This is a genomic window from Mesorhizobium sp. FG116, assembly GCF_057809835.1.
Genome location: NZ_JBMDKS010000015.1, coordinates 87,386 through 105,249, shown reverse-complemented (window position 1 = coordinate 105,249; position 17,864 = coordinate 87,386). Strand labels below are relative to the sequence as shown.

The 17,864-nt window shown below is 61.2% G+C and carries 19 protein-coding genes and 1 other RNA gene; 11 read left to right on the top strand and 9 right to left on the bottom strand.

Going from position 1 to position 17,864, the window contains the following annotated elements; genetic code table 11:
- Positions 1-31 precede the first annotated feature (31 nt).
- Positions 32-805, top strand: coding sequence for a precorrin-6A synthase (deacetylating) (gene cobF / locus ACODTY_RS13665; protein ID WP_488994797.1), 774 nt, complete (start codon positions 32-34; stop codon positions 803-805).
- A 147-nt stretch (positions 806-952) separates the two neighbouring features.
- Here cobF and ACODTY_RS13660 read toward each other — a convergent pair whose 3' ends face one another.
- The 4 genes from ACODTY_RS13660 to modA all read right to left on the bottom strand — a co-directional run bounded on the left by ACODTY_RS13660 (position 953) and on the right by modA (position 4,160).
- Positions 953-1,294 carry a winged helix-turn-helix domain-containing protein gene (locus ACODTY_RS13660; RefSeq protein ID WP_488994796.1) on the bottom strand — a complete coding sequence of 114 codons (342 nt, stop codon included), beginning with the start codon at positions 1,292-1,294 and terminating at the stop codon, positions 953-955.
- An 89-nt stretch (positions 1,295-1,383) separates the two neighbouring features.
- On the bottom strand, positions 1,384-2,496 hold the full coding sequence (modC, locus tag ACODTY_RS13655) for a molybdenum ABC transporter ATP-binding protein (protein ID WP_488994795.1): 1,113 nt from the start codon (positions 2,494-2,496) through the stop codon (positions 1,384-1,386).
- Positions 2,493-3,197, bottom strand: a complete 705-nt coding sequence (gene modB, locus ACODTY_RS13650) for a molybdate ABC transporter permease subunit (protein WP_488994794.1) — start codon at positions 3,195-3,197, stop codon at positions 2,493-2,495. Before modB ends, modC begins: the two co-directional genes overlap by 4 nt.
- 159 nt (positions 3,198-3,356) lie before the next feature.
- Positions 3,357-4,160: a molybdate ABC transporter substrate-binding protein gene (gene modA / locus ACODTY_RS13645; protein WP_488994793.1), complete on the bottom strand. Its 804-nt coding sequence runs from the start codon at positions 4,158-4,160 to the stop codon at positions 3,357-3,359.
- A gap of 344 nt (positions 4,161-4,504) precedes the next feature.
- Between modA and ACODTY_RS13640 the strand changes: the two genes are divergently transcribed.
- The gene (locus tag ACODTY_RS13640) at positions 4,505-4,711 is read left to right on the top strand and encodes a TOBE domain-containing protein (RefSeq protein WP_488994792.1); all 207 of its coding nucleotides are present in this window, start codon (positions 4,505-4,507) and stop codon (positions 4,709-4,711) included.
- Positions 4,712-4,724: 13 nt separating this feature from the next.
- Here ACODTY_RS13640 and ACODTY_RS13635 read toward each other — a convergent pair whose 3' ends face one another.
- A complete protein-coding gene (locus ACODTY_RS13635) occupies positions 4,725-5,519 on the bottom strand; it encodes a thymidylate synthase (protein ID WP_488994791.1) in 795 nt (264 codons plus the stop codon).
- 440 nt (positions 5,520-5,959) lie between these two features.
- Positions 5,960-6,268 (bottom strand): DUF2853 family protein, encoded by a 309-nt coding sequence (locus ACODTY_RS13630; protein WP_488994790.1) that lies wholly within the window; start codon positions 6,266-6,268, stop codon positions 5,960-5,962.
- A gap of 174 nt (positions 6,269-6,442) precedes the next feature.
- On the opposite strand from ACODTY_RS13630, the gene ssrA reads away from it, so the two are divergent.
- The 7 genes from ssrA to ACODTY_RS13595 all read left to right on the top strand — a co-directional run bounded on the left by ssrA (position 6,443) and on the right by ACODTY_RS13595 (position 10,919).
- Positions 6,443-6,804: a transfer-messenger RNA gene (gene ssrA / locus ACODTY_RS13625) on the top strand.
- A gap of 243 nt (positions 6,805-7,047) precedes the next feature.
- On the top strand, positions 7,048-7,905 hold the full coding sequence (locus tag ACODTY_RS13620) for a class I SAM-dependent methyltransferase (RefSeq protein ID WP_488994789.1): 858 nt from the start codon (positions 7,048-7,050) through the stop codon (positions 7,903-7,905).
- Positions 7,906-8,080: 175 nt separating this feature from the next.
- Positions 8,081-8,707 (top strand): hypothetical protein, encoded by a 627-nt coding sequence (locus ACODTY_RS13615; RefSeq protein ID WP_488994788.1) that lies wholly within the window; start codon positions 8,081-8,083, stop codon positions 8,705-8,707.
- A 477-nt stretch (positions 8,708-9,184) separates the two neighbouring features.
- A complete protein-coding gene (locus ACODTY_RS13610) occupies positions 9,185-9,775 on the top strand; it encodes an AAA family ATPase (protein WP_488994787.1) in 591 nt (196 codons plus the stop codon).
- 129 nt (positions 9,776-9,904) lie between these two features.
- Positions 9,905-10,447 carry an SspB family protein gene (locus tag ACODTY_RS13605; RefSeq protein WP_488994786.1) on the top strand — a complete coding sequence of 181 codons (543 nt, stop codon included), beginning with the start codon at positions 9,905-9,907 and terminating at the stop codon, positions 10,445-10,447.
- Positions 10,448-10,470: 23 nt separating this feature from the next.
- Positions 10,471-10,668: a DUF4169 family protein gene (locus ACODTY_RS13600; protein ID WP_488994785.1), complete on the top strand. Its 198-nt coding sequence runs from the start codon at positions 10,471-10,473 to the stop codon at positions 10,666-10,668.
- A 35-nt stretch (positions 10,669-10,703) separates the two neighbouring features.
- On the top strand, positions 10,704-10,919 hold the full coding sequence (locus ACODTY_RS13595; protein ID WP_488994784.1) for a ribbon-helix-helix domain-containing protein: 216 nt from the start codon (positions 10,704-10,706) through the stop codon (positions 10,917-10,919).
- 62 nt (positions 10,920-10,981) lie between these two features.
- On the opposite strand, the gene ACODTY_RS13590 is transcribed toward ACODTY_RS13595, so the two are convergent.
- The gene (locus ACODTY_RS13590) at positions 10,982-14,893 is read right to left on the bottom strand and encodes an AsmA family protein (RefSeq protein WP_488994783.1); all 3,912 of its coding nucleotides are present in this window, start codon (positions 14,891-14,893) and stop codon (positions 10,982-10,984) included.
- Between the two features lie 186 nt (positions 14,894-15,079).
- Positions 15,080-16,495, bottom strand: a complete 1,416-nt coding sequence (locus ACODTY_RS13585; protein WP_488994782.1) for an FAD-binding oxidoreductase — start codon at positions 16,493-16,495, stop codon at positions 15,080-15,082.
- Between the two features lie 114 nt (positions 16,496-16,609).
- Here ACODTY_RS13585 and ACODTY_RS13580 point away from each other — a divergent pair, with 114 nt between their 5' ends.
- On the top strand, positions 16,610-17,092 hold the full coding sequence (locus ACODTY_RS13580) for a thioesterase family protein (protein WP_488994781.1): 483 nt from the start codon (positions 16,610-16,612) through the stop codon (positions 17,090-17,092).
- Between the two features lie 83 nt (positions 17,093-17,175).
- On the top strand, positions 17,176-17,430 hold the full coding sequence (locus ACODTY_RS13575; RefSeq protein WP_488994780.1) for a hypothetical protein: 255 nt from the start codon (positions 17,176-17,178) through the stop codon (positions 17,428-17,430).
- 18 nt (positions 17,431-17,448) lie between these two features.
- Here the strand turns inward: ACODTY_RS13575 and ACODTY_RS13570 are convergent, their stop codons facing one another.
- A complete protein-coding gene (locus ACODTY_RS13570; protein WP_488994779.1) occupies positions 17,449-17,697 on the bottom strand; it encodes a hypothetical protein in 249 nt (82 codons plus the stop codon).
- Between the last annotated feature and the right edge of the window lie 167 nt (positions 17,698-17,864).

Sequence of the window (17,864 nt, the reverse complement as noted above, 5' to 3'; positions counted from 1 at the left end):
TGCCCGTCCCGATCGGGCAGGAAATCCGCTCATGCGAACCCTTCTCGTCATCGGCATCGGCGCCGGAAATCCCGAACACATGACCGTCCAGGCAATCTCCGGCCTGAACCGCGCCGACGTGCTGTTCATCCCGGACAAGGGCGCGAAGAAAAGCGACCTCTCCGGCCTGCGCCGTGAGATTTGCGACCGCTTCGTCACCAACCCGAAATCCCGCCGCGTCGAGTTCGACGTGCCCGTGCGCGATGAGCCCGCCCCCTCCTATCGAACCACGGTGGACGATTGGCACGAAGACATCGCTGGCATCTACGAAGCGCTCATCCGCGACGAGCTTCCCGACGACGGTTGCGGCGCGTTCCTGATCTGGGGCGACCCCTCGCTCTATGACAGCGCGCTTCGCATCCTCGAACGGGTGAAGAAGCGCGGCAATATCGAGTTCACCGTCGAGGTCGTCCCCGGCATCACCGCCGTGCAGGCGCTCGCCGCCAGCCACAAGATCGCGCTGAACCGCATCGGCGACCCGATCCTGATCACCACCGGCCGCCGGCTCATCGAAGACGGCATGCCCGCCAATGCCGGCTCCGTCATTGTCATGCTGGACGGCAAATGCGCCTTCCAGACCTTGGCGGACACCAATCTCGTCATCCACTGGGGCGCGTATCTCGGCACGCCGGACGAAATCATCATCTCCGGCCGCCTCGGCGACGTTGGTAACCGCATCGTTGCAACCCGCGCCGAGGCCCGCGCCCGCAAGGGCTGGATCATGGATACCTATCTCTTGCGCAAATCCGGCGAACCGGAGGAATAGCGGCAGCTTTTCTTCCAACGCACCGCCGGACTAGCGTCAGGGCGAGTCGAAAATGGCGGTTTTCGAGAACCGAAGCGGAGCGTACTAAAGTACGTGAGCATCGGAAGCGCAGGAAACTGCTTTGCAGGCCGTCCTCACGCTAGTTCGTCAGCCAGCGTCGATTTCTGCTTGCAGCGCCTGCATATGCGTCGAGGCGGCAGATGCCGCAGCGCGTTCGATGGCGCGAAAGCGGCTCACCACCGCAAGCCCGATCGGCGTCAGTTGCGCGCCGCCGCCACGCTTGCCGCCGGTCTGCGCACTCACCAGCGGCTTCCCGAACACGCGGTTCATGTCCTCGACCAGATCCCAGGCGTGCTTGTAGGACATCTCCATCGCCCGCGCCGCGGCCGAGATCGATCCGAAGGAGGCGATATTTTCGAGCAGTTCGATCTTGCCGGGCCCGATGCGCCCGTCAGGATCGAGATTGATGCGTAGGCTTAAGGAGGGCATCTCGCATGTCCGCAGTTCATTTCACACAGGCATAAAGCCATTTCGTTGCTACCGCTATTCCAAAATGGAATAGCGGTGTCGCATTGTTGTCACGCGTCCAGTTCACGGCGCAGTCCGGCGGCCGTATTTGCCTGGTCGAAGCTCACGGTCTTGATCACCGCGAACACCGGCAGGCCGGACTTGAGCTTCAGCCCTTGGCGCGATTGTTCGGTGATCCGCGCCATGATCGCGGCGCCGCCGCAGTCGATCCTGACTTCGGCCGTCGCCCCTGCGCCCTTGTCGATCGACGCCACTTTTCCAGCCAGTATGTTCAAGGCGCTAAGGCCCTTTGGCCGCTCCGTAGCGATCATCACGTCGCGTGCGCGAATGCGTATGCGTACCGGCGCGCCGACCTCGACATCGACCCGAGGCACCCTGATCTCGCCGGCAACCGAGGAAAGCACCGTCATGCCGAAGGCCTCGTCATGCCGTGCCACCCTGGTCTCCAGCACCGCGCCACCCTCGCCGCGTTCATCGGCGGGCAGCAGGTCCAGCCGCTGCATGATCTCGACGGTCGGCCCACTGGCCGCCACCTTGCCGTTTTGCATCACGACGACATCGCTGGCCAGCCGCGCCACCTCGCTGATCGAATGGCTGACATACACCATCGGGATCTTCATCTCGTCGCGCAGGCGCTCGATATAGGGCAGGATTTCCGCCTTGCGCGCCTCATCCAGCGAGGCCAGCGGCTCATCCATCAAAAGCAGCTTCGGGCTAGCCAGAAGCGCACGGCCGATTGCCACTCTTTGCTTTTCGCCGCCCGAAAGTTTGCCGGGACGCCTCTCCAGCAGCGCGCTGATCCCCAGAAGCTCGACCACCGCGTCCATCTCGACATAGCGCTCACCGGCGGGCGTAAACCAGCGACCAAAATTAAGGTTGTTCTTCACGCTCATATGCGGAAACAGCCGCGCGTCCTGGAACACCATGCCGATACGCCGCTTGTAGCGCGGCACGAACACGCCCTTTTCGGTATCGACCAGCACGCGGCCGTCGCTCTCGATGCGCCCTTGCTGCGGGCGGGCAAGCCCTGCAATCAGGTTGATCAGCGAACTCTTGCCCGAACCGGACGGCCCAAACAGCGCCGTAAGCCGTCCCTCGCTGGCGAAACGGGCGTCCAGCTCGAAAGCGCCCAGCCGGTGGCGAATGTCGACCGAGATCGTCATTCGATATCCATCCGCTTGCCGACCCTGCGCGCCAGCACTTCGGATGCAACGAGCGCCAGCATGGAAATCACGATGCTGATAAGCGTCAGCCTCAGTGCCCCTTCGTCGCCTCCCGGCACCTGCGTAAAGGTGTAGATTGCCGACGGCAGCGTCTGCGTCTCCCCCGGAATGTTGGAAACAAACGTAATGGTCGCGCCGAACTCGCCCATTGCCTTGGCAAAGGACAGGATGGAGCCCGCAATGATGCCCGGTAAAATCAGCGGCAGCGTCACGACCGTAAAGACCCAGAGCGGATTTGCCCCCAACGTCCCGGCGGCTGCCTCCAGCTTGCGGTCTACGGATTCTATGGAAAGCCGGATCGCCCGCACCATCAGCGGAAAGCCCATCACACCGCAGGCAAGCGCGGCGCCCGTCCAGCGGAAGGAAAAGACGATGCCGAAATGCTCGGCTAGGAACGCACCCGCCGGGCCGCGCCGGCCAAACGCCAGCAAAAGCAGGTAACCGGTCACCACCGGCGGCAGCACCAGCGGCAGATGGACGAGGCCATTCACCACCGTCTTGCCCCAGAAGCGCCAGCGCGCCAGCGCATACGCAATGGCGATGGCAAAGGGGATGCTGACCAGCATCGCCACCGTCGCCACCTTGATCGACAGATGGACCGCATTCCATTCATCGGGAGTGAGGTCCAGCAGCCAGTTCATGTCTTACTTCTGAAAAGTCGGTTGAATGTCGGTGCCTGTCGAAATCCAGGCCGACACATATCATGAATGGCGACTTCCGGGAGCCGGAGAAAAACTTGCGTCAATCTGTTGCCGGAGCCGCGAAAATCGCCATTGTCAGCCGTTCTTGCCAGTGCAAACTCAGTTGCTGGCCGGTGCCAGAACCGTGAAGCCCTGCTCTTCGAAAAGCTTCTTGGCCGCATCGGTGCGCAGGCACTTCAGGAAGGCCGGGGTATCGTCGTCCTTGGACTCAGCAGTCTGCGCGACCGGATAGATGATCGGCTTGTGCGAATCTTCCGGGAACGTGCCGATGACCTTGACGCCCGGCTCTGCAACCGCGTCGGTTGCATAAACGATGCCGGCAGCAGCTTCGCCGGTCGACACCAGCTTCAGCGCGGCGCGCACGTTTTCGGCCTGGGCAAGCTTGCCCTCGACCGAGCTCCACATGCCGAGCGATTCAAGCGCTTCCTTGCCATACTTGCCGGCCGGAACCGCCTTGACGTCGCCCATCGCGAGCTTGCCGTCGCCGATTACCGCTGCAAGATCCGCACCCTTCTCGAGCTTCACTTCAGCCTTCGAATCCTTCGGCGCAACCAGCACGATGCGGTTGCCGAGCAACTGGACTTCGGTGTCGGTCTTGGTGAGCTTCTTCTCGGAAAGATACTTCATCCAGTCGAGATCGGCGGAGATGAACACGTCGGCCGGAGCGCCTTCCTCGATCTGCTTGGCCAGTGCCGAGCTGGCGGCATAGGAAATCTTCGCAGCTTCGCCAACTTCCGGCTGGCAGGCCGTATTCACCGCGTCGAGGGCATTCTTCAGGCTCGCTGCCGCGAATACGATCACTTCATCGTCGGCCTGCGCTGCCGGCGCCATCGCCATCATCACCGCAGCCACGCCACCAGCGGCGGCCAGCGCCTTCAAACCAAAACCCTTACCCATCAACATGAAACTCTCCCTGATCTGTCGCAACCTTGTTGCCAATTCCTTCGGCCAAAGCCGGAAAAACGATATATCCACCTGAATATAACAATGGAAGCCTTTTGCTCGGAATTGTCCAACAATATTCCTTCAGCGCTCCGCTCGAAGCGGCAACGCGCCAGTACTTTCAAGATAAGTTGAAGGCGTCCTGCATCCCGCAATCGGCGGCCAACACCCCGCCTACCGAGCCGAACGCGGCCGGCTAAGGCGCTGTTCCAATCAAAGATTTTGGCCGGCCCGCGGCCACGCCATCGTCAAGACACAAGCTTTTCCGTATAAGGGCAGCCAGACATCACATCAGGAGACTTCACATGAAAATCAGCGCACGCAACCAGCTCAAGGGCAAGATCGTCGAGGTTGCCAAGGGTGCGACCACCGCCCATGTGCGCATCGACATCGGCGGAGCAATCGTCACCGCCTCGATCACCAACGAAGCGGTCGACGAACTGAAGCTCAAGGTCGGCTCTGAAGCCTATGCCGTCATCAAGGCTTCCGACGTCATGGTCGCTGTAAGCTAGGGTCAAGAGCCGATCAAACTGCGATCGGCGCCTTGATCGAGGCGTCGGCCACGTAATTGTCCAGCCGAAAGTCCTCGAAGCGGAAGGCAAACAGGTCGTCCACTTTCGGATTTATCCACATCGTCGGCAATGGCTTGGGCGTGCGGGCAAGCTGCTCGCGCGCCTGTTCGAAGTGATTGCTGTAGATGTGCGCATCGCCCAGCGTGTGCACGAAGTCGCCCGCCCTTAGCCCGGTCACCTGCGCCACCATCATGGTCAGCAACGCGTAGGAGGCGATATTGAACGGCACGCCCAGGAAAATGTCCGCCGAGCGCTGGTAAAGCTGGCAGGACAGCCGGCCGTTGGAAACATAGAACTGGAACAGGCAGTGGCACGGCGGCAAGGCCATGTCGTCCACCTGCGCCGGGTTCCAGGCCGATACGATCAGCCGGCGTGATTGAGGATTTCGCCGCAACTCTATGAGAAGATTCGCGATCTGGTCGATCTCGCCACCATCGCCGTCAGGCCAGGAGCGCCATTGGCGTCCGTAGACCGGGCCGAGGTCGCCCTTCTCGTCCGCCCACTCGTCCCAGATGGTGACGCCGTGGTCGTTGAGATATTTGATGTTGGTGTCCCCGGCCAGGAACCACAAAAGCTCGTGGATGATCGACTTCAGGTGCAGCTTCTTCGTCGTGATGACCGGAAAGCCGCGCTCGAGATCATAGCGCATCTGGTAGCCGAATACTGAGCGCGTACCCGTCCCGGTACGGTCGCCCCGGTCGGTGCCATTGTCCAGCACATGCTGCAAGAGATCGAGATATTGCCGCATTGGTCCCGTCCGATTCGATTGAGGAACCAGTATAGCCCTGCAATCTCTTACCGAATACCTGAAACCGCCCTCGGCACGGCCGCGCCCACAGCTTCAACGCGTCGAAGCACAGCAGCCGAACGAAACGCTGCCCGCCCGGCCCTCATGATACGTCAGCATTTAGGGCGCTGAAATTTAGCGTCAGGGTGAGACGAAAATGGCGATGTTCGAGAACCGGAGCAGAGCGTACTTAACGTACGTGAGCACCGGAAGCGCACAAACCACACGGCACAACGACGTCACCCCGTCGTGCTTGGAGGTCCCGATCAGTGAAGGGAAAGCCGCTCCGGGGAGACGAATAGCTGTGGTTTCGAGAACCGGAGCGGAGCGTACTTAAGGTACGTGAGCACCGGAAGCGCAGAAAACGCTGCTAGTCGGCCGCCGGAGTGGAGTTTCCGAAGCTAAAGGGATTTGAGTTTACCAAGCTCCTTGGCCACCAGATAGTAGAACGTCACGCGGCCTTTCGAACTGTCGGCGGCCATGGCCTTGGCGACCTTGGCGACGGCGGCTTCTGCCTTGGCTGCATCGACACCAAGCTTCTTCACGCCCCAATTGTCGCGCACGCGGTCGAGTTCCTTCTTGTCGCTGGCGGCAACAAGCGAAGAATCCTTGTTTCGAAGCGCAATGCCCAGATGCTTCACGATCTTTTCGACCACGGCGGCATCAGCGCCGGCATCGTACTTCTTCACGTCTGCAAGGTAGTCAGCCATGGAATTTCCCCTCATCGGAGCCAAATTTCACATCAGGCACCGGGGGATGGGCATCCGCTGCAACCTGCACGCTAGGTGAGTCCCCCTGCACCACCGGCGGAGCTTCGGGGAAATTGGCATCGAGAGTCAAGACTTTGCGTTGCAATCCCGGCAGACGACAACCACGGGCCTGCCGCTCTTCCATTTGCCGCCGCCGCCCCCTATATTCGCTTCGTCGGCTTGACCGACTATGGCGATAAATGGGCGATGTAATAAGCCGTTCGGACCCGGGGGCGGTACCCGGCGCCTCCACCAAAAACCGCTTTGTACAAGCAGAGCGGCTTTTGCTGGGGGCGAAATAGGATCGACGAAGGTGTAAAGATCGTACTTTTGCCCGGCATTGTACCACCGTTATCGGGCTAAACTTATAGTTGCAAACGACAACTATGCTGAGGCACGTCTCGCTGCTTAATGCGGTGCGACAGTCTCGAATCAAGCCCTAGGGGTTAGCCCCTCTAGGCGGGGTTCGGAGGTACCTGGCAACAGAAACCTCCACTTCTCCCCCATCTCCAGCCAGCCCCTGCCCTGCATTCATTTGCGGTTTGCAGTTTTTCGACGTCAATCCATCTCGGCCCGGATGATCATATGTCCAGACATTCCATCTGGCTTGGATAAAGAGCGGCCTTCGGCAGGCAGCTTCGATTGACCTAAGGCTCAGTCGGCGCAAAATTGCGATCAGGGCAGCCGCATAAGCTCCCGTATCAGGAGAGACCGGCATTCAATTTTTGAGGAACAAAGCAATGAGACTGCAGGAATTTCTAGGATCGCTGCCGGGCTTTAGGGGCTGGTCTCGATTTCGGTATGAAGGAATTCCACTCAGGCTCAATGATGATGAATGGTTTGGTTATCTAAAGCGAAGCGTTTCAGATGCTAGCTTGGGGCTTCCTGGCTTCCCACCCGCCGAAGTCCAGTCACGCTACATCGGCAGCCACGGCGTGGGGTCACTGAAGGAGGTTCGCAAATTTCACTCCCACATTCGAAAGCAGACCGACTTTTCCAACGCTGCACCGATCCTTGATTTTGGCTGCGGATATGGCCGCATGATAAGGGCTTTCCTCAACGATTTTAGACCTGATCAGCTGTTCGGGGTCGACGTCAGTGACGAGGCGCTAGGCTTCGTTAAATCGACGGGCGTGCCTGGAGCCTACTATCAGATCAGTCCTGGCGGCAGCCTTCCATTCGACGACAATTCATTTGGCCTTGTGTATGCCTATTCGGTTTTCACCCATCTATCCGAGCCGGAGCAAGACAACTGGTTGGGAGAAATCCAGCGTGTACTCAAGCCCGGCGGCACCATAATTGCGACTGTCGAGCCGCCGAGAGTGTTCGAACACTTTGCGACCATCGATCTGACAAAACCCGTTAACGATCCCTGGCGCGCTGAAAACGCTCGGATAATCCAAGGCGACCCAACATTTGGTGAAGCCCTTAGGGAACGCGGTTTCACCTACTTTGGTGGACAACACTATGGCGATGCATTCATGACGCCCGAGTACGTCAGGGATCATTGGGGTAGTTGGTTCGATATCGTCGACCATCTTGATGACCCACAGCGTTTCTTTCAGGCAGTCGTAACGGCCAGAACCAGAAGCTCTTAATTTCACGGTCCCGAATTGACCCAACCAGCCTGGCTGGCAGTGGGTCGGCCGGGCTGTCAAGCCAACCAGTCGATTGCGAGCGTCCTACTCAGCACCAGCATTGGAAGAACCTGATCCGAGAATAGAACCGATCATCCTTGTTGCCCCCCACCCACGATAGAAGGAAGGAGATGGCATGTTTAAGAGGTCGCGTGACGTTTTGACACCCGAAGAAGTGGGTCGCGTCTACGTCTCAGGAACCGGCCGGGCAGGCACGACCTTTCTGATACAGATTCTGACGAACCTAGGGCTGGATACTGGTTTCCACAACTCCCGCGACGTGGGTTACTACCCCACTGCGCGGGCAGGCATGGAATGGGACATCTATGACAGATGTGGTCCAACTATCATCAAGAGCCCGTTTCTATGCGACCACGTAGACGACCTACTCGCCGCGGGCTTTAAGTTTCGCCATGTGATCGTTCCGATACGCGATATCGCAAGTGCGGCAGCAAGCCGGAGGCTGGTTCAATTCCAGACTACAGGGCGAACAGACGGAGATCCTGTCGCCGGAGGGCTATGGGGGACCAAAGTGGGTGACGATCAAGAGAATGTACTTGCTCGCAAGTTTGCTGCCCTCATTGAAGCCTTGGTGCGCAACGAAGTCCCCATGACATTCGTCAATTTCCCCCGCATAACGAAAGATGAACATTACCTCTTTGAAAAACTTGGCCCCGTCTTCCCCGAAGTTAAATCCAAACAATTCCACGAGGCGTTTCAGGCAGTGGCACGACCCGAACTCGTTAATCAATTTCCACCATAGGGCGGAAAGGACGAAGCGGGTTAAAGAACTACTTGCCCCGAAAAGAAGGTATCCACTTGTTCCGGCGTGAATCAAGGTGCAACAAAGCTGGCCTTCATCACCTAATAGGTGCGGACTAAAATGGCTCGATTCTAAGAGACGAGCGGCAAAAGCCGAATTGGTTTGCAGCCCATGCGTCAAATAATGCATTTAAGCTACGGAAGGCGAACTGCATCTTGGCTGTCGAGAGGCCGCACAATCTAAAACAGGCGGAACGGGTTGCGAAAAATCACCCCATCAACGTGATCAACAACTAACTTCTCGTCGGCAAACCAGATTGAGACATCGCACTTGGGGCAACTATCCCACTGCTGGGATTGCTTTCAAGATAAACCTCCACTTCTCTTCCCCATCTCCAATCAACGAACTGCAGCCATTCCAGGTTGCATGGGCGTGCCATTTGTCGCCGCTCAGGCACTCATCTATTCGGAAAACCACATGCCAGACACAAGCAATCGCTTCATCGTCATCACCGGCGGGCCGGGTTCCGGCAAGACAACCCTGATCGAAGCCCTGCGCTCCCTCGGCTTCACGACCTCGCCTGAAGCCGGGCGCGGCATCATCCAGCACCAGCAGGCAATTGGCGGCCCGGCCCTACCCTGGCGCGATGCCGCGCTCTTTGCCGAACTGATGCTCGCTTGGGAATTGCGCTCCCATGCAGCGGCAGCCGTCGGGTCAGGCCCGGTGTTCTTCGACCGCGGCATCCCCGACACCATCGGTTTCCTCAAGCTAAACGACCTCGTCGTGCCGACGCACATACTTGAAGCGGCAAGGCTGCACCGCTACCAGCGCTGCGTCTTCATCGCCCCGCCATGGCCGGAAATCTTCATTCAGGATGCCGAGCGCCGCCAGACGCTCGCGGAAGCCGAACGCACCTACGCAGCAATGATCGAAACCTATTCAAGCTTCGGCTATAAACTGGTGCAGTTGCCGCTCGCTCCGATCGAAGAGCGTATCCGCTTCATTCTCGCCGAAAGCGGCGGCCTGCAACCCGGCATTTCGACCACTCATCCACACCCACGTCGGTAGCTCGAAACGAAATTGCAGGCGCGCATCTGGCGTCTCCCGCCAAGTCTTCTATATGCGGGTGACGTATATGCGGTTTACGACGCCCCCAAGCTTGATTACAGCTATTCAGGCGATTCAACGGAACCACCCATGGCCGACGACCACATCCGCTACGACATTCTCGCCCAGGAGGCCCTGCGCGGCGTGATGCGCAAGGTGCTGGCTGAAGTCGCGCGCGCCGGCCTGCCCGGCAATCATCATTTCTTCATCACCTTCCTCACCGGTGCGCCCGGCGTGCGCATTTCCAGCCGCCTGCGCGAGCGCTATCCCGAACAGATGACCATCGTCATCCAATTCCAGTACTGGGACCTGAAAGTCACCGACACCGGCTTCGAAATCGGTCTTTCTTTCTCCGACATTCCCGAAAAGCTGGAGATCCCGTTCTCTGCCGTACGCGGCTTCTATGACCCCTCGGTGAACTTCGAACTCGAATTCGACGTCAAGTCCGAACCGTCCGAAGCAGCCGAGCCCACCGAACCCGAGACGCCGCCGATTTCCATCGTCGCGGAAGCAAAGCCCGCACCGGCATCGAAGAAGAAATCGGCCGAAGCGGAAAAGAAGGAACCCGCCGCCGACGCATCGGCTGGCAAGGGAGCCGACGTCGTCTCGCTCGACGCCTTCCGCAAGAAGTAGACCGCCGCAAGGGGCGCACCGCGATGGCCGAAATCGTCAACCTGCGTCAGGCCCGCAAGCAGAAGGCCCGCAGCGAGAAAGAGCGCATCGCCGCCGAAAACCGCGCCATCCATGGCCGCAGCAAGTCCGAGCGCGAGCGCAAAAGCCTGCTTGAGAGTAAGGCGACAACCTTCCTCGATGCGCACCGCCGTTCGCCCGGCCGCGAACCCGGCGATCAATGAGCGCCCCGCCCGCATCCGCCGCGCGGTGAACTGCGATGGCAATCGTCGAAAAGCACTCGGTCACCATTCGCGGCCACCGCACCAGCTATTCGCTGGAAAAGCCCTTTCATGACGATCTCGTCGCCATTGCCGCCAGCCGCGACATGCCGCTCGCCGCCCTGATCGCCGAAATCGACGAAAACCGTCCACGCACCGCCAACCTGTCGTCAGCCCTCAGGCTCTACGTGCTGGACTGGGCCAAGCGGCGATAGCGCAAGACCGAAAACCCTCTTTTACGTGAAGATCATTCGCTCGGACTCGGCAGCCCTACAACTCAGCCGCCATCGAGCGATTTCAGCAGATTCTCCAACGAGAACGGCTCCGCATTCTGCTGCGGTGCAGTCCCCTGCGCGGGTGCGTTGTCGTTGGCAGGCGGCAGCGGCTTTCGCTCCACGCCGGGCAATTGCGTCGCCTTGTTGCGCTCGGCTTCCAGCCTTGCCCGCTCCGCCTCTGCCTGGCGCATCGCCTGTTCGGCCTTCTGACGCTCCGCCTCCTCGCGCGCCCTCTGGTCGGCTTCGGCCTTCGCAGCCTCATCCGCGGCCTTCGCGTCCGCCTCAGCCTTCGCGGCAGCCTCCGCTTCCGCAGCAGCTTTTGCTTCCGCTTCCGCCTTCAGCCGAGCCTCTTCCGCGGCTTTCGCCTCGGCCTCGGCCTTCAGCCGCGCTTCCTCCTCTTGCCTCCGCAGTTCCTCCGCCGCCCGCTCGCGCTCCGTCTGCAAGGCGGCGTAGTAACGAGCCTCGCGCCTCAGCCTCTGCTTTTCCAGGAGCACGGCCTGCATCGCTTCAACCCGCTGCTGTTCCTTTTCCAGCGCACGTTGCGTCAGGAATTGCGCCAGCGGCGCGCTGTCGAAGCTGCGCGTCGTCGCGGCTGGCGTTCCCTCGATCGCGAAATTCAGCGCCGGCTCGGACCCGACCAGCGCATCGTCGCCGGCCTTGTAGGCAATCGTTCCACGCGCCGCCACCGTTCCCGCCGCAAGGTCGGCGCTGAGATCGGCAGTCAGCTGCGAAGCCGCATTGGCGAATGTCACCGGCGGCGCGCGCAATATGCCGTTGGCGACGGTGAACGCGATATCGGCATCCTGCGCCGGAAAACTGCCCTGCGCCGCGATTGCCGGCGCGAAAGCCGAAGTCTGCGCGGCATTGATGTCGCGCCCGATCTCATCCGCCTTGGCCAGAAATGCCGGCAACGCGTCCGCATTGAGGTTCTCGACCGTCACGCCCTTCAGCGTTGCCGTGCCCGAGCCGGACAGCGCAGCGATCATGCCATCCACCGACTTGCCGCTGGTCGAGACCGAGGAGGAGAAATTGCCGCTGCCGGAAATGCCCCCGTTGGGCAGCGCCGCGCTCAAATCCGCGCCCGAAACTGTCATCTGCCCGTTGAGCAGGCCGGTTCCATCTGTGTTTTTCAAGTCGAACATGCCGGAAAGCTCGCCGCCGAACAGCTTTGCCTTCAGGCTGGAAACGCGAAGCCCGTCATCATCGAGCTTCACGGAAAATGCCGCGTCATAGGCCGTGGCAAAGCGCCCGGCCGCCAGCGTCGCCGTGCTGATGTCGAGTTCGGCATTGAACGGCACCGCCGACGCCTGCGCAAATGGCGCCGTCGGCCAGCCTTTCGGTGCCTGCGTGAACGAAGCGTCACCGAACAGCATTACCGCCGCCGGATCGAGATCGACCTCGTCAACGACAACGGCCCCGGTCAGGAGCGGCTTGCCGCCCCTTATCGCCGCGTTGATGTCGCCGGAAACCGCGATTTCGTTCACCGCGCCCGTCAGCCCGCCCAGCACCAGCAACCCGTTGGCATAGTCTGCCTCGGCGTTGAACGTCGTCGATGTGCCGGTGCCCATGCCGGGCAGCGCCACGCCCGTCGTCATCAGCCACGGCTCGATGTCGGCGGCTTCCAGGCTCACCTTGCCCTTGATTGCCGGACCTTGGGCGGAAACCGCTACGCTGCCGTCGAAACCGGCCTTGAAATCTTCGCCGCTCAGGCTGGCGGTTGTCGCCAGGCCTTCGCCGAGCGTGCCCTTGGCGGCAATGTCGGTCGTGCCTGCGCCGGTCAGGCCAAGCGGCAGCGCGGGCAGGCCATAGAGCGCCAGAAGCGCCGTGGCGTCGTCGTTGCGGGCGTTGAATGTCAGCGCCAGCGGGGCTTTGGCAAACTCCGTCATCTTGCCCTGCGCCGAAAGCGTTGCCGAAAAGGCGGAACCGCCCGCAGCTCCTTGCGCGGAAAGCGCAAGGCCTGTCGTGCCATCGCCATTTTCGGCTGCACTTGTCACAAGGTCGATGCGCGCATCCTCGAACAGGCCGCCATAGACCTTGGCGCGCTCAGCCAGCCCTTTCAGCACGGCATTGCCGGGATAGCGCTCCGCAGCGACATCGATCAGCGGCGCGAGATCGACCGCCACCACCGTGGCATCAAGGTTTCCGGTCGGGCTGGCCGGAAAATCCTTGATCCGGCCCGTCGCGCTGATCGACGCGCCGGCAAGGCCCGTCACCGCAAGCCGATCCACCTCCAGCACGCCCTCGCGCAGCCTAAGCTGCGTATCGACCTTGTCGGCGGTCATGCCGCCGGCATCCACCGGCCCGGCCACGATCTGGAAATCGAGATCATGGTCGGCAAAGCGGTTCGCCCCCTTGTCGCTGACGAAGATGGAGGCGAATGCCGCCAACCCTTCCACGTCCAGTTGGCCGCCCTTCAATTGCATCGCCACGGAAGGCCGCGCCTCGCCCGGCTCCTTGGCCTCGATACTGCCGTTGAACTTCGCCTTGCCGAGGATGAGTTCGAGGTTGCTGAACGTCTGCTGGCCGTTGGTAATGTCCACATCAGCCTTGAAACCAGCTCCGGGCAAGCGCCTGATCGCCTCGTCCACATCCTTGGAAAGCCAGGCGGCAAAACCGGAAGGCTGCGCCACCGCCAACAGCAGCGAGCCCCTGAAGCCGAACGCATCGCCCGTGCTGAGCTTGCCCGCCGCTTCCAGCGTCGAGCGGCCGGGCAACGTCGCGCCCAGAGAATGAACCGTCCAGCCGCCTTCGGCCGGCTCCGCCGAAAAATGCACGTCGCGGATCGTCGTATCGCCAGCCACCACCGCCGGAAGCTTGACCTCGACGGAACCCGGAATGGTCGGCCGCGGTATTTTCAGCAGCGCCTTTTCAAGGCCACTCACCCGCTCCGCCAGCGTCAGCCCGGATTTCGCCTCTGCACCCACGGCTTCGTCAAATTGCACCTGCGCCCCGGAAGCCTCGATACGGAAGCGCGGCTCGTCGCCATAGTCGATCGAGGCTGTGCCATCGGCGGTGTAGGGATTGTCGAGCGGTCCCGTCTCGAAGCGGAATTCGTCGATGGCAAGCTGCTTGTGGTCCAGGTTGAACTTGCCGTTCAGCCGGTAGCCGGGCTCTGCCTTGGCATCGCTGACCTTGACCGCCTCCCCGCTGCCATCGCGCAGGGTCACTTCGCCCTTGTCGTCCTCCAGCATCTTGAACTGGCCGGCATAGAGCAAAGCGCCGTTTTCCACATGCGCATTGCCGTCGGTCTCGATGGTCAGCGGATAGGCGTCCGGGTCGAGCCGCAACCGAAGCCGCATCTGCCCGTCTTCGGAAACCCGTCCGGTCGAGGCGGTTACCGCACTGCGCAGGCCGTCGAACAGAAGCGACCCATCGAGCCGCCAAGGCCCGACCAGCGACTTTGCCGAAACTGTCGAGTTTATCTCGGAGAGAACATGGCTGCGCCCGCCTGCTCCATGGTGAAGCTCAATTTCGCCGTCGGTGATGGTCAGCTTCTCAATGGCGATCTGGCTGGCGTCAAAGGGTGAAGATGGCCGCACCGTCCAGTCGATGGCGCCGTCCGCACCGACATCGATCGTGCCTTTCGGCCGCACCAGCCGCATGTCGAAGATCAGCACTTCGCCGCGCAGGAATGGCGCAAGCTCCGCATCCATCGAAAACGTTTCGACCGTCATCGCCGGTTGGCCATCCGGCCCGCCTGCCACCGCGACATCGGAAAAGGTCACGGAGGGGAATGGCAAAAGCCGTGCTGTCGCATCGCCGCGCACCGTCACCTTGCGGCCAAGCACGGCACTTGCCTCGCGCTCGAAATCGGCGCGATAGCCCTTCCAGTCAATGAATGGCGGCACGGCCAGCGCTGCAATAAGCACCAGCACGAACAGGCCGCCAACGATCACAAATAGGCGTGCGAGCATCAGCCTCGATCATTCGATTAGGTTCGGCGCACTCTACCTGCATCGGCGTGTCGATAAAGAGGCAATCGAAAGGCTCTGTTTCCTTCTCCCCGTTTTACGGGGAGAAGGTGGCCCGAAGTGCCGGATGAGGGGCAGCACTAGCTTGGAACTGTTCGCACTACCCTTCATTCGGCTCGTCAAATCACCTCAAGCATCCACCCGCACGATCTTCCCTGGATTGAGGATGTTGAGCGGATCGAGCGCCTGCTTGATCGTGCGCATCACATCAACGCCGTGGCCGAGCTCATGGCGCAGGAAGCCGGCCTTGCCCTGCCCTATGCCGTGCTCGCCGGTACAGGTGCCGTCCATGGCGATAGCACGCATGTTCAGCCGCGCCACAAATGCCTCCACCTTGGCGATCTCGGCCCGGTCGTTCGGGTCCATCAGCACCAGCGTATGGAAATTGCCGTCGCCGGCATGACCAACGATCGGCGCGATCAGCTCCATTTCGGCAATGTCGGCCTCGGTCTCGGCGACGCATTCCGCCAACCGGGAAATCGGCACGCATACATCCGTCGAAAGCCCTTTCGCTCCCGGCCTCAGCGTCAGCGAAGCCCAGTAGGCGTTGTGGCGCGCATCCCACAGCTTGGCGCGCTCCTCCGCCACGCTCGTCCACAAAAACGGCCCGCCTCCCTGCTCCTCGGCGATCATGCCGAAACTCTCCGCCTGCTCGGCCACGCTGGCATCGCTGCCGTGGAACTCGAGGAACAGGCACGGACCCTCCGGGTAATCGAGCTTCGAATAGTTCTTCATCGCCCGCATCTGTAGGCCGTTCACCAGTTCGATCCGCGCCACCGGAATGCCCATCTGGATCGTCGCGATCACCGCCTGGCAGGCCGCGTCCAATGTCGAGAACGGGCACACCCCGCCTGAAATCGCCTGCGGTATGCCCTGCAGCCGCAAGGTCAGCGAGGTGATGATGCCGAGCGTGCCCTCCGAGCCGACCAGCAGCCGCGTCAGGTCGTAGCCGGCGGAGCTTTTCTTCGCCCGCTTGGCCGTCGTCACCGTCTCGCCATTGGCCATCACCGCCGTCAGCGACAGCACGCTCTCACGCATGGTGCCGTAGCGAACGGCGTTGGTGCCGGATGCCCGTGTCGCCGCCATGCCGCCCAGCGAGGCGTTCGCGCCCGGATCGATCGGGAAAAACAGACCGGTATCGCGCAGATATTTGTTCAAGTCTTCGCGGGTAACGCCCGGCTCCACCGTGCAGTCGAGGTCTTCCGCATTGACGGCCAGAATGCGGTTCATCCGCGACGTATCGAGCGAAATGCCGCCGCCCGGCGCATTCACATGCCCTTCAAGCGAAGACCCCACGCCAAAGGCGATCACTGGAACGCGATGCTCGGCGCAGGCCCGCACCACGTCCTGCACTTCCGCCGTCGTCTCGGGAAACACCACGCCGTCCGGCACCTGGTTCGGAATATAGGTCGTGGTATGTCCGTGTTGTTCGCGGATCGATTGGCCGGTTTGGAAACGTTCGCCAAACCTCTGCTTGAGAATTCCGAGAACGGCGGCGATGCCTTCCTCGTTGCGTTCCACCGCCATCAGGTCGCTAAGAGCCATGTGTCCTCCGCGAATGGGCGAGCCCCGCCCCTTGCCACGCGTCTATCGATCCGTACTGTGCCTTTCAAACCGTGTTGTCCAGCACATCAAATGTCGAATGGAGACCTGCCCCGCATGACCGCTGCCCCTTTGATCTCGCGCGTGATGGATATCGAGAAGGACTGGATCGACTATAACGGCCACCTCAACATGGCTTATTACAACGTGCTGTTCGATCGCGGCTCCGACGAGGCATTCGAGTTGCTGGGCATGGGCCCGACCTACGCCAGGGAGCGCAAGTTCACCATCTACACGGCGGAAGTGCATGTCTGCTACGTCCAGGAAATCCACCTCGACCACAAGGTCAACGTCTCCTTCCATTTGCTCGACTGGGATGCCAAGCGCCTCCACGCCTATCAGGAAATCCGCCACGTCGACGGCTGGCTCGCCGCCACTTCCGAATCGATGTCGCTGCATGTCGACATGAGCGGCCCCAAGGTCGCATCCTTCCCGCCGGATATCGCGGCCAATCTCGAAGCGATGCACGCCGCCCACGCCGTCCTCCCACGGCCAGAGCGAGCGGGCCGCTCCATCGGCATCCGCAGGAAGCCTGCCTGAACAGGGCACGGGCGCAGGCATAAACATGGGGATGACGGCGCGTTCGGTTTGCATCGAATCGCCGCGGCGGTCACTCCAGTGTCATGGACACGCAAAACGATCTGCCGACCAGGCAGCCGCGGCGCGGAGCGGCAAGAAGCGTCCGGCTGGAAGCCGAGCGGCTCGCCGCCGACCCCCGCCTGTCGGACTATGACTTCTGGCGTTCGCTGAAGAACCTCGAAAACCGCATCTTCGAGATCACCTCCAACCGCGAGCCGATCCCCTTCGACATGGTTCGCTGGCGCGCCATCCTCAAGCACGCGCGCTTGCAGCGGAACGCAAGAAGCTACCGCTTCTAGGGTCGGGACCCTTTAATCCTAGAACGTGAAGGAAACCGTCGAGGCAACCGCCATCAGCGCGGCAATGGCGATCAGCACCGCATAGACGCGCGGCATGTCGAACAGGACCACATGGCCGGCAATCCACGCCGCGAAGGCAGCGCCCAGCGCGAAAAGAAAGCCGTTTCGGTCGCCCGCCACCAGATTGGCGGCCATCAGGCCGCCAAGGATAAGCGCGCCGAACACGATGATGACCGCAATGCCGGCCTTGTCGAAATTGTCGTCCATTCCTCGTCCCTTGTCGCCAGCAGGCCCCGACACAACGCGGGCCATCGATGCGCGCTTTGACCGCGACAGACTTAAACGACTAGGCCGCAGGGGCAAGGCCAAACTCGCCTTCCGTGCCGATAAGCTTGCACGGTGTGGATTTCCGGAAACGCTCTATCGCCCATTTG